This window comes from Streptomyces sp. RPA4-2, from assembly GCF_012273515.2.
GTDB lineage: Bacteria > Actinomycetota > Actinomycetes > Streptomycetales > Streptomycetaceae > Streptomyces > Streptomyces kaempferi.
The window spans coordinates 3,955,869-3,970,235 of sequence record NZ_CP050975.2 but is presented as its reverse complement, the minus strand read 5'-3'; the positions used below and the strand labels follow the sequence as shown (position 1 = coordinate 3,970,235).

Annotated in this window: 14 protein-coding genes and 1 pseudogene; 7 read left to right on the top strand and 8 right to left on the bottom strand. The window is 70.2% G+C overall.

Annotated elements, in window-relative coordinates:
* Nucleotides 1–28 precede the first annotated feature (28 nt).
* Together HEP85_RS17205 and HEP85_RS17200 are read right to left on the bottom strand one after the other, a co-directional pair.
* On the bottom strand, nt 29–340 hold the full coding sequence (locus tag HEP85_RS17205; RefSeq protein WP_168528531.1) for a hypothetical protein: 312 nt from the start codon (nt 338–340) through the stop codon (nt 29–31).
* A 48-nt stretch (nt 341–388) separates the two neighbouring features.
* On the bottom strand, nt 389–2,128 hold the full coding sequence (locus tag HEP85_RS17200; protein WP_248001961.1) for a sodium:solute symporter family protein: 1,740 nt from the start codon (nt 2,126–2,128) through the stop codon (nt 389–391).
* A 161-nt stretch (nt 2,129–2,289) separates the two neighbouring features.
* On the opposite strand from HEP85_RS17200, the gene galT reads away from it, so the two are divergent.
* The 3 genes and pseudogenes from galT to galK form a co-directional block, all read left to right on the top strand.
* Nucleotides 2,290–3,378: a galactose-1-phosphate uridylyltransferase gene (gene galT, locus HEP85_RS17195; protein WP_168528530.1), complete on the top strand. Its 1,089-nt coding sequence runs from the start codon at nt 2,290–2,292 to the stop codon at nt 3,376–3,378.
* On the top strand, nt 3,375–4,343 hold the full coding sequence (gene galE / locus HEP85_RS17190) for a UDP-glucose 4-epimerase GalE (protein ID WP_168528529.1): 969 nt from the start codon (nt 3,375–3,377) through the stop codon (nt 4,341–4,343). Before galT ends, galE begins: the two co-directional genes overlap by 4 nt.
* Nucleotides 4,344–5,474 (top strand): annotated as a pseudogene (gene galK, locus HEP85_RS17185) (galactokinase); the annotation flags it as partial.
* A gap of 238 nt (nt 5,475–5,712) precedes the next feature.
* On the opposite strand, the gene HEP85_RS17180 reads toward galK, so the two are convergent.
* Nucleotides 5,713–6,156 carry an N-acetyltransferase gene (locus tag HEP85_RS17180; protein ID WP_168528527.1) on the bottom strand — a complete coding sequence of 148 codons (444 nt, stop codon included), beginning with the start codon at nt 6,154–6,156 and terminating at the stop codon, nt 5,713–5,715.
* Nucleotides 6,157–6,457: 301 nt separating this feature from the next.
* Here HEP85_RS17180 and HEP85_RS17175 point away from each other — a divergent pair, with 301 nt between their 5' ends.
* A complete protein-coding gene (locus tag HEP85_RS17175) occupies nt 6,458–7,225 on the top strand; it encodes a response regulator transcription factor (protein WP_153290129.1) in 768 nt (255 codons plus the stop codon).
* On the opposite strand, the gene HEP85_RS17170 is transcribed toward HEP85_RS17175, so the two are convergent.
* On the bottom strand, nt 7,184–7,681 hold the full coding sequence (locus tag HEP85_RS17170) for a MarR family winged helix-turn-helix transcriptional regulator (protein ID WP_168528526.1): 498 nt from the start codon (nt 7,679–7,681) through the stop codon (nt 7,184–7,186). The genes HEP85_RS17175 and HEP85_RS17170 overlap by 42 nt on opposite strands.
* Before the next feature lie 132 nt (nt 7,682–7,813).
* On the opposite strand from HEP85_RS17170, the gene HEP85_RS17165 reads away from it, so the two are divergent.
* Together HEP85_RS17165 and HEP85_RS17160 are read left to right on the top strand one after the other, a co-directional pair.
* Nucleotides 7,814–8,620, top strand: coding sequence for a trans-aconitate 2-methyltransferase (locus tag HEP85_RS17165; protein WP_168528525.1), 807 nt, complete (start codon nt 7,814–7,816; stop codon nt 8,618–8,620).
* 2 nt (nt 8,621–8,622) lie between these two features.
* Nucleotides 8,623–9,030, top strand: a complete 408-nt coding sequence (locus HEP85_RS17160) for a VOC family protein (protein WP_168528524.1) — start codon at nt 8,623–8,625, stop codon at nt 9,028–9,030.
* On the opposite strand, the gene HEP85_RS17155 is transcribed toward HEP85_RS17160, so the two are convergent.
* From HEP85_RS17155 to HEP85_RS17140, 4 genes are read right to left on the bottom strand one after another with little or no spacing between them, the layout of a single operon-like run.
* Nucleotides 9,005–9,253 carry a type II toxin-antitoxin system RelE/ParE family toxin gene (locus HEP85_RS17155; RefSeq protein WP_168528523.1) on the bottom strand — a complete coding sequence of 83 codons (249 nt, stop codon included), beginning with the start codon at nt 9,251–9,253 and terminating at the stop codon, nt 9,005–9,007. The two genes, HEP85_RS17160 and HEP85_RS17155, sit on opposite strands and share 26 nt — an antisense overlap.
* Nucleotides 9,250–9,501 carry a type II toxin-antitoxin system Phd/YefM family antitoxin gene (locus HEP85_RS17150; protein ID WP_168528522.1) on the bottom strand — a complete coding sequence of 84 codons (252 nt, stop codon included), beginning with the start codon at nt 9,499–9,501 and terminating at the stop codon, nt 9,250–9,252. The genes HEP85_RS17155 and HEP85_RS17150 overlap by 4 nt, the downstream gene beginning before the upstream one ends.
* A gap of 57 nt (nt 9,502–9,558) precedes the next feature.
* Nucleotides 9,559–10,239: a TetR/AcrR family transcriptional regulator gene (locus HEP85_RS17145; protein ID WP_168528521.1), complete on the bottom strand. Its 681-nt coding sequence runs from the start codon at nt 10,237–10,239 to the stop codon at nt 9,559–9,561.
* Nucleotides 10,236–11,246, bottom strand: a complete 1,011-nt coding sequence (locus HEP85_RS17140) for a fatty acid desaturase (protein WP_168528520.1) — start codon at nt 11,244–11,246, stop codon at nt 10,236–10,238. The genes HEP85_RS17145 and HEP85_RS17140 overlap by 4 nt, the downstream gene beginning before the upstream one ends.
* 340 nt (nt 11,247–11,586) lie before the next feature.
* Between HEP85_RS17140 and ppc the strand changes: the two genes are divergently transcribed.
* A complete protein-coding gene (gene ppc, locus HEP85_RS17135; RefSeq protein ID WP_168528519.1) occupies nt 11,587–14,319 on the top strand; it encodes a phosphoenolpyruvate carboxylase in 2,733 nt (910 codons plus the stop codon).
* Nucleotides 14,320–14,367 lie beyond the last annotated feature (48 nt).

Here is a 14,367-nt window from a genome sequence, read left to right as displayed (position 1 = left end):
GGTCCGGCCCCGCGGGTGGCCGCCCCGGCTACTCGGCCGGTTCCTTCTCCTCGGCGGCCGGTGTCGGTGGTGTCAGGGGGCGCAGCCACAGCCAGGCCAGGAAGAAGAGGCCCAGGGCCAGCATGCCCAGGCCGGTCCAGAGGTTGATGTTGATGCCCTGTGTCTTGGTGCGGTCGGCATCGGAGGCGGTCAGGCCGGCGACCGTGACGATGACGCCGTAGACGACGAACAGGCCGCCGATGATGCGGCGGATGTCGAAGAGACGGGCCGCGGTCGCGGAGTTCTTCTCCAGCTCCGTGACCTCGCGCTGGACGTCGCGGTCCGAGTAGTGGTCGGACATGGCTTTCTGGGCCTTTCTCTTCGGGGTGGGTGCGGCGCGGGAGCGGGATCAGAACGAGAACGGGATGTAGCAGGCCGCCGCCAGGATCAGCGCGCCCCAGCCCAGCAGGGCGGGCTTGCGGTACCAGGCGTCGTCGCCGGTGGCGGCCGGCTCGGCCGCGCCCGGTGAGCGGGTGCCGTAGACGAGGCCCTGGAGGTCCTGAGCCGGCTTGGGCGCGGTGAACAGGGAGACCGCGACCATCACCACCGCACCGGCCACGAAGCCCGCGATCGCCGACACGAAGTTCGCGCCCTGGTCGGAGGGGATGCCGATGATGCCCTGCTTGTAGATGACGAAGTAGTTGACCATCGCGGCGGTGGTGCCCGCCAGCAGGCCCCAGAAGCCCGACTTCACGGACGCCCGCTTCCAGAACATGCCGACGATGAAGACCACGAACATCGGTACGTTGAAGAAGGAGAAGAGCGTCTGCAGGTAGCTCATGATGTTGGAGAAGGACGAGGCCAGGAAGGCCGTGCCGATCGACGCGAGGACGCCGATGACCGTGATCAGGCGGCCGAAGCGGATGTAGTAGGCGTCCTCCCGGTCCTTGACCACGTACTTCGCCCAGATGTCGGTGGTGAACACGGTGTTGAAGGACGACACGTTGGCCGCCATGCCCGCCATGAAGGCCGCGAGGAGGCCGGTCACCGCGATGCCGAGCACGCCGTTGGGCAGCAGCTCCTGCATCAGGTACGGGATCGCGTCGTTGTACTGGAGGTCCGAGCCGCTCGTGCCGATCTTCGGGACCAGGACGGCCGCCACCAGGCCCGGGATCATCACCAGGAAGACGATGAAGATCTTCGGGTACGCGGCGATGAGCGGGGTGCGCCGGGCCGCGCTCAGGTTCTTGGCCGACAGCGCGCGCTGCACCTCGGCGAAGTTCGTCGTCCAGTAGCCGAAGGAGAGCACGAAGCCGAGGCCGAGCACGATGGTCAGCCAGTTGGCGCCGAGCGGGTTGTCGCTGCCGATGCCGGTGCCGCCCCACGCCGTGGTGAAGTGGGTGCCGTGGGACTTGTCGAGCGAGTCCGTCAGACCGTTCCAGCCGCCGACCCGGTGCAGGCCCAGCACCGCGATCGGGATCAGCGCGGCGAGGATGACGAAGAACTGCAGTACCTCGTTGTAGATCGCGGACGACAGACCGCCGAGGGTGATGTAGGCGAGGACGAAGAAGCCGGCGACCACGATCGCCACCCACTGCGGCCAGCCGAGCAGTGCCTCGACGACGATCGCGAGTGAGTAGAGGTTGACGCCCGCGATCAGGATCGCGGCGAAGGCGAACAGGATCGAACTCAGCAGGTGTGCCCATTTGTCGAAACGCAGCAGAAGGAACTCGGGAACCGAGCGGACCTTCGAGCCGTAGTAGAACGGCATCATCACCAGGCCGAGGAAGACCATGGCGGGGATCGCGCCGATCCAGTACCAGTGCACGGTGTAGACCCCGTACTGCGCGCTGTTCGCGGCCATGCCCAGGATCTCGGTGGCGCCCAGGTTGGCCGAGACGAACGCGAGGCCGGTGACCCAGGCGGGCAGCGAGCGCCCGGAGAGGAAGAAGTCGAGGCTCGTCCTGACCGAGCGTTTCGCGGCGAAGCCGATGCCGAGGACGACGACGAAGTAGATCCCGAGGATCGTGTAGTCGAGCCCGTTCGTGGGGAGCCGGAGGCCTTCGGCCAGATGGGCGGTGGGGCCGGAGGCCAGGGGTCCGGAAGCCAGGTGGACGGCCCCGTCGGCCAGGTAGGTGGGGGTAGGCATGCCGGTATCTATGCCCCGTGCGCCCCAGAGGCCGCCCAAGCTTCACAGAGACCCCCCAAACCCGCACAGGCATTGACGTTACTGTTGCTTTGTGATTTGTTGTGTTGGGTTCTGTTGGGTGGCTTTGCTGGTTCGAAGCGGTGCTGATGAGGAGTCCAGCGGTGAAGAAGACCTCGACCCGGCTTGCCGACGGTCGTGAGCTGATCTACTACGACTCACGCGACGACACGGTGCGCGACGCGGTGGACCGGCGTCCGCTGGAGCCGACCGTCACCAGTTCCCAGGTGCGCCGCGACCCGCTCCTCGGCGACGCGGTGGCGATCGCCTCGCACCGGCAGGGCCGCACGTACCACCCGCCGGCCGACGAATGCCCCCTGTGCCCCTCCCGGGGCGACCGGCTGAGCGAGATCCCCGACTCCTCGTACGACGTCGTGGTCTTCGAGAATCGTTTCCCCTCCCTGGCCGGCGACTCCGGCCGCTGCGAGGTCGTCTGCTTCACCTCCGACCACGACTCGTCCTTCGCCGACCTGACCGAGGAGCAGGCGGGGCTCGTCCTGGAGGCGTGGACGGACCGGACGGCGGAGCTGTCCCATCTCCCCTCCGTCGTACAGGTCTTCTGTTTCGAGAACCGCGGCGCCGAGATCGGCGTCACGCTCGGTCACCCGCACGGGCAGATCTACGCCTACCCGTTCACCACCCCGCGCACGGCGCTGATGCTGCGCTCCCTGGCCGCGCACAAGGAGGCGACCGACGGCGGGAACCTCTTCGACGAGGTCGTCGCGCGCGAGCTGGCCGAGGGTGAACGGATCGTCCTGGAGACCGAGCACTGGGTGGCCTTCGTGCCGTACGCGGCGCACTGGCCCTACGAGGTCCACCTCTACCCCCGGCGCAGGGTGCCCGACCTGCTCGGCCTCGGCGAGGACGCGCGCCAAGAGTTCCCTCAGGTCTATCTGGAACTCTTGAAGCGCTTCGACCGGATCTTCGACGGGCCGGGTGGAGAGAAGGAAGGGGCGGGGGAGCCTCAGACGCCGTACATCGCCGCCTGGCACCAGGCGCCGTTCGGCACGCTGGAGGAGTTCGACGGCGTCAACCGCGACGACTTCGCGCTCCACCTCGAGCTTTTCACCATTCGCCGCACTTCCGGCAAGCTGAAGTTCCTCGCGGGTTCCGAGTCCGGCATGAGTGTGTTCATCAACGACGTGCCGCCGGAGGCCGCGGCTCAGCGACTGCGAGAGGTAGCGAGTACATGAGTGGGAAGTACCTGGTCACCGGTGGCGCCGGATATGTCGGCAGTGTGGTCGCGCAGCACCTGATCGAGGCCGGCCACGAGGTCACCGTCCTCGACAACCTCTCGACCGGCTTCCGCGAGGGCGTCCCGGGCGGGGCCACCTTCATCGAGGGCGACATCCGCGACGCCGCCAAGTGGCTGGACGCGTCGTACGACGCCGTCCTGCACTTCGCCGCGTTCTCGCAGGTCGGCGAGTCCGTCGTGAAGCCCGAGAAGTACTGGGACAACAACGTCGGCGGCACGATGGCGCTGCTCGCGGCCATGCGCGAGGCGGGCGTGCGCAGGCTGGTCTTCTCGTCGACCGCCGCGACGTACGGCGAGCCGGAGACCACCCCCATCGTCGAGACCGCGCCGACCAGGCCCACCAACCCCTACGGCGCCTCCAAGCTCGCCGTCGACCACATGATCACCGGAGAGGCCGCGGCGCACGGGCTGGGCGCGGTGTCGCTGCGGTACTTCAACGTGGCGGGCGCCTACGGCGCGCAGGGCGAGCGGCACGACCCCGAGTCGCACCTGATCCCGCTGGTGCTCCAGGTCGCGCAGGGGCGCCGCGAGGCGATCTCCGTCTACGGCGACGACTACCCGACGCCGGACGGCACCTGCGTCCGCGACTACATCCACGTCGCGGATCTGGCCGACGCGCATCTGCTGGCGCTGAAGGCCGCCGCCCCCGGTGAACACCTCATCTGCAACCTCGGCAACGGCAACGGGTTCTCGGTCCGCGAGGTCGTCGAGACCGTCCGTCAGGTGACCGGGCACCCGATCCCCGAGGTCATGGCGGGGCGCCGCGCCGGGGACCCGGCCGTACTGGTCGCCTCCGCGGCGACCGCGCGCGAGCGGCTCGGCTGGAACCCGTCCCGCGCGGACCTCGCCGGCATCGTCGCGGACGCGTGGGCGTTCGCGCAGAACATCGCAAGGGAGCAGTAGGTGGGGGTACGCGAGGGCTTCGAGGAACTGTACGGCGCCGCGCCCGAAGGCGTCTGGGCGGCGCCCGGCCGGGTCAACCTGATCGGCGAGTACACGGACTTCAACGAGGGGTTCGTGATGCCGCTCGCGCTGCCGCAGACGGCGGTCGCCGCGGTGTCGCGTCGCGACGACGGGGTGCTGCGGCTGCACTCGGCCGACATCGAGGGGCCGGTCGTCGAGCTGCGCGTCGACGAACTGACGCCGCTGACGAACACCAGCTGGGCCGCGTACCCGGCGGGTGTGGTGTGGGCGCTGCGCGAGGCCGGGCACGCGGTGACGGGTGCCGATGTCCATCTCGCCTCGACCGTGCCCACGGGGGCCGGGCTGTCCTCCTCGGCCGCCCTCGAGGTCGTGACGGCGCTCGCCCTCGACGACCTGTACGGACTCGGGCTCACCCGGCCCGAACTGGCCCGCCTCGCGCAGCGCGCCGAGAACGACTTCGTCGGGGTGCCCTGCGGGATCATGGACCAGACGGCGTCGGCGTGCTGCACCGAGGGGCACGCGCTGCACCTGGACTGCCGGGACCTGTCGATCCGCCAGGTCCCCTTCGACCTGGCCTCCCAGGGTCTGGAACTGCTGGTCGTCGACACCCGGGTGAAGCACGCGCTGGGCGACGGGGCGTACGCCGAGCGGCGTGAAGGGTGCGAGGAGGGCGCGCGGCAGCTGGGGGTCTCCCATCTGCGGGACGTCGCCCACGAGCAGCTGGACGCGGCGCTCGCCCGGTTGTCCGACGAGCGGGTGCGCCGGTACGTGCGCCATGTCGTCTCCGACGATCACCGGGTGGCGCGGGTCATCGCGCTGCTGGACGCCGGGGACGTCCGGGCCATCGGGCCGGTTCTCACGGACGGACACGCCTCGCTGCGGGACGATCTGCGGATCTCCTGCGAGGAGTTGGACCTCGTCGTCGCCACGGCGAACGCCGCGGGGGCGCTGGGGGCGCGGATGACGGGGGGTGGCTTCGGGGGTTCGGCGATCGTGCTGGTCGAGTCGGCCGACGTGGACTCCGTCGGGAAGGCGGTGACGGAGGCGTTCGCGGCCGCCGGGTACACCGCGCCGCGGGTGTTCCCGGCGGTCCCTTCGGCGGGCGCACGCTTCGCTCCACTGACCTGCGATTCTTTCGCCCCCGCCGCCCCTACCCGACCGATCCTGGGGCTCCGCCCCAGACCCCGCATCGCCCGAAGGGCTCGTCCTCAAACGCCGGACGGGCTGGGTAGTCAGCCCGTCCGGCGATTGAGGACAAGGCCGTTCAGGCCGACCGGGGGTCTGGGGGCGGAGCCCCCAGGCACGGGATGGGTCGGGTAGGGGCGGCGGGGGCGGAAGAACCCGCGGGTCAGCCCAGGTGCTTGGTCAGCGTGTACTCCGTGGTCCCCGGCGGATAGTCCGGGACCACGCACACCACCTCGTAGCCCTGCTTCTTGTAGAACCCGGGCGCCTGGAAGTCCCACGTCTCCAGCCGGGCGGCGAGACAGCCGCGCTCCTCCCGCGCGAGACGCTCCCCCTCGGCGAGGAGACGGGAACCGAGGCCGGAACCCCGGTGGACGCCGTCCACCCACAGGTATGTCACGTGCAGCCACGTCGTCCAGGTGTGCCCGACGAGCCCGCCCGCGAGCTCGCCGGCGGAGTCCATGGCCCAGACGTGGAGCGGAAGTTCCCGCTCGGCCGGGGTCCCGCGCAGCGCGCGCAGGACGGGAGACGCCTCCGTGTTGGTGTCGAGCAGCCGTTGGCGGAGCAGTTCACGTCGGTCTTTGTCGACTTCTGTCTCCATACGAAACATACGACTCACCCTAAACGCCCCGGCCAATCAGTTCTGCAAATTACCTTCCGCTCCCGGCCCCCGGCCGTACTCTGATGAACAGCACCGGTGGGGGCCGGTGCTGATCAGGGGGCGAGACAGCCGGGTACGACACCCGGAGTGGGGGTAGCACTTCCAGCACGGCGGCGGCCGTGCGGCTGCGGCGCCCCGTTCTCCGAGCCGGAGACCGGTTCGGGTTCTCTCCGGGTGTCGTACCTGCGCGGGTCGTCCCCCGACAATGGGGTATCCCCTGCTCCTCAGGAGCGTGGGGAAGGGGGTTTCTGTGGTTCGCATCCGAGTCCTGGTCGTCGACGACCACCGCATCTTCGCCGAGTCGCTCGCCGCGGCTCTGGCCGCCGAGCCCGATGTCGACGTGTCCGCCGCCGGCAGCGGCCCGGCCGCGCTGCGCTGCCTGGAACGGGCGGCGGCGGAGGGCCGCCGGTTCGACGTGCTGCTCGTGGACGCCGACCTCGGCGGCAACGTGCCGGGCGCCAGGCCCGCCGTCCCGGTGCAGGAGAGCAACGAGGACGGGCTGGTCGACGGCATCTCGCTGGTCGCGGGCGTCCGTGCGGGCCAGCCCGGGGTGCGCATCGTCGTACTCGCCGAGAAGGACGACCCGCGCCGGGCCGCGCTCGCCCTGCAGGCCGGTGCCTCGGGCTGGGTCGCCAAGGACTGCTCCCTGTCGCGGCTCCTCACCGTCATACGGGGTGTGCTGCGGGACGAGACGCATCTCCCGCCCGCCCTGCTCACCGGTGTACTGCGGGAGTTGACGGCCGCGCGCAAGCACCGCACCGAGAGCGAGCGGCTGGTGGAGTCGCTGACGCCCCGGGAGCGGGAGGTGCTGCGGTGCATGGTCGCGGGACTGGGGCGAAAGGCCGTCGCGGAGCGGCTGTTCCTCTCGCCGCACACCGTGCGTACCCATATGCAGAACGTGCTCGGGAAGCTGGGCGTGCACTCGACGCTCGCCGCGGTCGCCCTCGCCCGGCGGGCCGGGGTCGGGCCCGTCGACCTAGCCGGGGATGTTGTCGAACGGGGCGGTCAACTGGCGTAGCAGCGAGGCGAGTTCGCCGCGCTGAGCCCTGCTGAGTTCCGCGAGGATCGCGCGCTCCTGGTCGAGGAGCCCGGCCAGTGCCTGGTCGGCGCGGTCGCGGCCCTCGTCGGTGAGGCGTACGAGGACGCCCCGTCGGTCGCTCGGGTCCGGGAGGCGCTCCACCAGACCCTTCTGTGTCAGCCGGTCGATGCGGTTGGTCATCGTGCCGGAGGTGACGAGGGTCTGTGTGAGCAGTTGGCCGGGGGAGAGCTGATACGGGGCGCCGGCGCGCCGCAGCGCGGTCAGGACGTCGAACTCCCAGGGCTCCAGGCTGTGCTCCGAGAACGCCAGCCGTCGGGCGCGGTCCAGATGCCGGGCCAGCCTGCTGACCCTGCTGAGTACCTCGAGCGGTTCCACGTCGAGGTCAGGGCGCTCCCGGCGCCACGCTCCGACCAGCCGATCGACCTCGTCCTCCATGACGATCAGTGTAGTGGTTGTGTCGACGTGAAGTCTCTTGATGTGAAGTCTCTTGACGTCGAGATACTTGGATGTGAGGGTGGAGCTCCGCCCGGACATGATGTCCGTACGCGACTTCGAGGAGGTCTGCCCATGCCTGCCACCGCCCCCACCTGGGACCCGGGCCAGTACCTGCGTCACGCCGGCCACCGCGCACGCCCCTTCGCCGACCTCCTCGCCCGGGTCCCGGAGCTGCCGGGTGACCCGGCCCGCGTCGCCGATCTGGGCTGCGGCCCCGGGAACGCGACGGCGGTGCTGGCCGAACGCTGGCCCACCGCGCGGATCACCGGCCTGGACAGCTCCCCGGAGATGCTGGCGCGCGCCGAGGCGCTCGCGGGCCCCACCCCGGGCGGCGGCCGTCTCGACTTCGCCCCGGCGGACGCCAGGACCTGGACACCCGCGGAACCGTACGACCTGGTGATCAGCAACGCGACCCTCCAGTGGGTGCCCGGACATGTCACCCGCTTCCCCGACTGGGTGGCGGGCCTCGCCCCCGGCGGTACCTTCGCCTTCCAGGTCCCCGGCAACTTCGACGCCCCGAGCCACCGCCTGATGCGCGAACTCGCCCACTCCCCCCGCTGGAAGGACCGCCTGGCCGAGGCGCTGCGCCACGACGACGCCGTGCACACCCCGGCCGTCTACCTGGAGCAGCTCACCGCCCTCGGCTGCGCGGCCGACGTGTGGGAGACGACGTACCTGCATCTTCTCCACGGCGAGGACCCCGTCCTGGACTGGGTGAAGGGAACCGGGCTGCGGCCGGTCCTCACCGAGCTGGGGGCGGACGCGGAGGCCTTCGTCGCCGAGTACCGGGACGCGCTGCGCGAGGCGTACCCGGCGACCCGGCACGGCACCGTGTTCCCCTTCCGCCGGATCTTCGCCGTCGCGCGGAAGGAGGCCTGAGGGTGCTCGCCGCCATCGACCACGTCCAGCTCGCCGCCCCGCCGGGGTCGGAGGACCTCCTGCGCCGCTACTACGTCGACGCCCTCGGGATGACCGAGATCCCCAAGCCGCCCGTCCTGGCCGCGCGCGGAGGCTGCTGGTTCCGGGCGGGGGCCGTGCAGCTGCACCTGGGGATCGAGGGCGCTTCCGGGAGCGGGGGACCGGCGGGGTTCCGGCCCGCGAAGAAGGCGCATCCCGGGCTGCGGGTCACGGACATCGAGGCTTACGCCGCCCGGCTGGAGTCCCACGGGGCCGAGGTCGCCTGGGACGACGACCTGCCCGGTCACCGCCGCTTCTACTCCGAGGACCCCGTCGGCAACCGGCTGGAGTTCCTGGAGCCGGTGGTCAGGGCGTACGCCCCAGGTTCATGACGAGGATGCGGATGGCCTCGTCGTCGATCAGGTAGAGGACCCGATGGTCGCCGACGCGGAGACGCCTGATCTGAGATCCGTAGGGAGTGGAGTTGGCAGGCCGCGGGGCTTCGGCGAGTGCGTCGACGGCTTCGTAGACCGCGGCGAGTTCCGTGGGGTCGTCCTTGAGGAACCGTACTGCCGTGTTCGTGGCATCCGGTTCCCACGTGATGCGGTACGTCACGGACGCAGCCCCAGCATTCGCCCGACTTCCGCGTGGGGGATGCCTTCTTCCAGCGTGCCCTCGGCCTTGCGCCGCTGATAGTCGGCGACAGCGAGGGCGTCTTCGAGATCCTCTATGACCTGAGGGGAGACGAGGAGCGCTGCCACATGGCCGTGGTCCGTGAGGGCGATGGTCTCCCGGCCGTGGGCCGCCCGGCGGACAAGATCTCCGAGCTGGGAGCGGGCCGCGCTGATCGCAATCTCAGTCATGCGCAGATGATTCCACAAGATTAATCTTGTGGTCAATATCGAGCTCCGACCGCCCCCTCAGCTCTTGCGGTGCCCTATCAGGCGGGGCTTCGGTTCCAGGCCGTCCAGGCCGTGCCAGGCCAGGTTCACCAGATGCGCGGCGACCTCGGCCTTGCGGGGCTTGCGGACGTCCAGCCACCACTGGCCGGTCAGCGCGACCATGCCGACCAGCGCCTGCGCGTAGAGCGGGGCGAGCTTCGAGTCGAAACCGCGGTTCTTGAACTCGCGGCCCAGGATGTCCTCCACCTGGGTGGCGATGTCGGAGATGAGCGAGGCGAAGGAGCCCGTGGACTGGGGGATGGGGGAGTCGCGGACCAGGATGCGGAAGCCGTCCGTGTACTCCTCGATGTAGTCCAGGAGGGCGAAGGCGGCCTGCTCGCACAGTTCCCGCGGGTGGCCCGCCGTCAGGGAGCCGGTGACCATGTCCAGCAGCCGGCGCATCTCACGGTCCACCACCACCGCGTACAGGCCCTCCTTGCCGCCGAAGTGCTCGTAGACCACCGGCTTGGAGACGCCCGCCTTGGCCGCGATCTCCTCCACCGACGTGCCCTCGAAACCCTTCGCGGCGAACAGCGTGCGGCCGATCTCCAGCAGCTGCTGACGGCGCTCGGCACCGGTCATTCGGGTGCGACGCGCACGCCGCGGCTTTTCGTTGCTGCCTGGGGTGCTGCTGGAGTCGGTCGCCACGCCGTCAATCATGCCGGGTCGGGGGCTTCCGTCTCGCGCCGGGAGGCGGACCCGTCGGTGTCGCGCTTGGAATCGATACGCGAGCGTGACGGCCAGCGCACGTCGTACGCCCAGCCCAGTTGCTCGCACCAGCGGATGATCCGGGCCGAGGAGTCCAGCTGGCCGCGCTCCACCCCGTGCCGGGCCGAAGTCGGGTCGGCGTGGTGCAGGTTGTGCCAGGACTCGCCGCAGGACAGCACGGCAAGCCACCACACGTTGCCCGAGCGGTCACGCGACTTGAACGGGCGCTTGCCCACCGCGTGGCAGATCGAGTTGATCGACCAGGTCACGTGGTGCAGCAGGGCCACCCGGACGAGTGAGCCCCAGAAGAAGCCGGTGAACGCGCCCCACCAGGACATCGTCGCCAGGCCGCCGATCAGGGGCGGCAGCGCGAGCGAGAGCAGGGTCCAGTAGATGAACTGGCGCGAGATCGCACGGATCGCCGGGTCCTTGATCAGGTCGGGGGCGTACTTCTCCTGCGAGGTCCGCTCCTCATCGAACATCCAGCCGATGTGCGCCCACCACAGGCCCTTCATCAGCGCCGGAACCGTCTCGCCGTACCGCCATGGCGAATGCGGGTCACCCTCCGCGTCGGAGAACTTGTGGTGCTTGCGGTGGTCGGCGACCCATCGGACCACCGGGCCCTCGACCGCCATCGACCCCGCGATCGCGACCGCGATCCGCAGCGGGCGTTTCGCCTTGAAGGACCCGTGCGTGAAGTAGCGGTGGTAGCCGATCGTCACGCCGTGACAGCCCAGGTAGTAGAAGAAGACCAGCAGGCCGAGATCCAGCCAGCTCACTCCCCAGCCCCAGACCAGCGGTACCGCCGCGAGCAGCGCGAGGAACGGGACGATGATGAAGAGGAGGAGCGTGAGCTGTTCGAGTGACCCCTTCTTCTCTCCGCCCAGCGTGGCAGGAGGGATCGAGGGGTCGTCGTTCGCCCCCGGGGCATCGTCGATCACATCGGAGCTCGTGCTCATGGGCGTCCCCTGTGGGATTCGAGGGTGGGGAAGAGAGTGGCCGGGTACGGCTCCCAGGGTTCTCCCGTTGTCTGACGGGAATCCCTACGCTTCCGTAACCTACGGCATCGTAAGTATGGCAGCGCGCTGCCGAGCGGCAACAGCCCGAGACCCTGCGCGTCCACCTGGACACCTATCCTTGGAGTCGGTCGGACAGCGCGGTCCGTTCTGTTTATTCCCGGATGCCACGTCCCTAAGCGGCAGCCGCCGCGCGGTCGTCACCCGGGTTCCCTCCCAGACGAGCTTCAGACGAGCTTCCACACTCTTCAGCCGAGCTTCCACACTGCAAGGAGCCGCACCTGTGAGCAGTGCCGACGACCAGACCACGACGACCAGCAGCGAGCTGCGCGCCGACATCCGGCGCCTGGGTGACCTGCTGGGGGAGACCCTCGTCCGCCAGGAGGGCCCCGAGCTCCTGGAACTGGTCGAGAAGGTCCGCCGCCTGACCCGCGAGGACGGCGAGGCCGCCGCCGAGCTGCTGCGCGGCACCGAGCTGGAGACCGCGGTCAAGCTGGTCCGCGCGTTCTCGACCTACTTCCACCTGGCGAACGTCACCGAGCAGGTGCACCGCGGCCGCGAGCTGCGCGCCAAGCGGGCCGCCGAGGGCGGACTGCTCTCCCGGACCGCCGACCGGCTCAAGGACGCCGACCCGGAGCACCTGCGCCAGACGGTCAAGAACCTCAACGTCCGCCCCGTCTTCACCGCCCACCCGACGGAGGCGGCCCGCCGTTCGGTCCTCAACAAGCTGCGCCGTATCGCCGCCCTGCTCGAAACCCCCGTCATCGAGGCCGACCGCCGCCGCTACGACACCCGGCTGGCGGAGAACATCGACCTGGTGTGGCAGACCGACGAGCTGCGCGTGGTCCGCCCCGAGCCCACCGACGAGGCCCGCAACGCCATCTACTACCTGGACGAGCTGCACGCCGGCGCCGTCGGCGACGTACTGGAGGACCTCACCGCCGAACTGGAGCGCGTCGGCGTGAAGGTGCCCGACGAGACCCGGCCGCTGACCTTCGGCACCTGGATCGGCGGCGACCGCGACGGCAACCCGAACGTCACCCCCGACGTCACCTGGGACGTCCTGATCCTCCAGCACGAGCACGGCATCAACGACGCGCTGGAGATGATCGACGAACTGCGCGGCTTCCTGTCGAACTCGATCCGGTACACCGGCGCCACCGAGGAACTGCTGGTCTCCCTCCAGGCCGACCTGGAGCGACTGCCGGAGATCAGCCCGCGCTACAAGCGGCTGAACGCCGAGGAGCCCTACCGGCTCAAGGCCACCTGCATCCGCCAGAAGCTGGAGAACACCAAGCAGCGCCTCGCCAGGGGTATCCCGCACGAGGCCGGCCGCGACTACCTCGGCACCGCCGAGCTGCTGCGCGACCTCACCCTCATCCAGAGCTCGCTGCGCGAGCACCGGGGCGCGCTGTTCGCCGACGGCCGTATGAACCGCACCATCCGCACGCTGGCCGCCTTCGGTCTCCAGCTCGCCACCATGGACGTACGCGAACACGCGGACGCCCACCACCACGCCCTCGGCCAGCTCTTCGACCGGCTCGGCGAGGAGTCCTGGCGCTACGCCGACATGCCCCGTGAGTACCGCGCCAAGCTCCTCGCCAAGGAACTGCGCTCCCGGCGCCCGCTGGCCCCGACCCCGGCACCGGTCGACGCCGCCGGCGAGAAGACCATCGGCGTCTTCCAGACGGTGAAGCGGGCCCTGGAGGTCTTCGGGCCCGAGGTCATCGAGTCGTACATCATCTCGATGTGCCAGGGCGCCGACGACGTGTTCGCCGCCGCCGTCCTCGCCCGCGAGGCGGGTCTGCTCGACCTGCACGGTGGCTGGGCGAAGATCGGCATCGTGCCGCTCCTGGAGACCACCGACGAGCTGCGCGCGGCCGACGTGATCCTGGACGACATGCTCGCCGACCCCTCCTACCGGCGCCTGGTGGCGCTGCGCGGAGACGTCCAGGAGGTCATGCTCGGATACTCCGACTCGTCGAAGTTCGGCGGCATCACGACCTCCCAGTGGGAGATCCACCGCGCCCAGCGGCGGCTGCGCGACGTCGCCCACCGGTACGGCGTGCGTCTGCGCCTCTTCCACGGCCGCGGCGGCACCGTCGGCCGCGGCGGCGGCCCCTCCCACGACGCGATCCTCGCGCAGCCCTGGGGCACCCTGGAGGGCGAGATCAAGGTGACCGAGCAGGGCGAGGTCATCTCCGACAAGTACCTCGTGCCCTCGCTGGCCCGGGAGAACCTGGAACTGACGGTCGCCGCCACCCTCCAGGCCTCCGCCCTGCACACCGCTCCGCGCCAGTCCGACGAGGCACTGGCCCGCTGGGACGCGGCCATGGACGTCGTCTCCGAGGCCGCCCACTCCGCCTACCGGCGGCTCGTCGAGGACCCGGACCTGCCGACGTACTTCCTCGCCTCCACGCCGGTCGACCAGCTCGCCGACCTGCACCTGGGCTCGCGGCCCTCCCGCCGCCCCGGCTCGGGCGTCTCGCTCGACGGACTGCGGGCCATCCCGTGGGTCTTCGGGTGGACCCAGTCGCGGCAGATCGTGCCGGGCTGGTTCGGCGTCGGCTCCGGCCTGAAGGCCCTGCGCGAAGCCGGTCTGGACACCGTGCTCGACGAGATGCACGAGCAGTGGCACTTCTTCCGCAACTTCCTCTCCAACGTCGAGATGACGCTCGCGAAGACGGACCTGCGGATCGCCCGGCACTACGTCGACACCCTCGTCCCCGACGAGCTGAAGCACGTGTTCGCCACCATCGAGGCCGAGCACCGGCTCACCGTCAGCGAAGTGCTGCGCGTGACGGGCGGCGAGCGGCTCCTGGACACCAACCCCGTGCTCCAGCAGACCTTCTCGATCCGCGACGCCTACCTGGACCCGATCTCCTACCTCCAGGTCGCCCTGCTCAAGCGCCAGCGCGACGAGGCCGCGGCGGGCGCGGAACCCGACCCGCTGCTGTCGCGGGCCCTGCTGCTGACCGTCAACGGTGTGGCGGCCGGCCTGCGCAACACCGGCTGATCCCCGGACGACCGACGGCGGTACCCCCGGTCCGGGGGTACCGCCGTC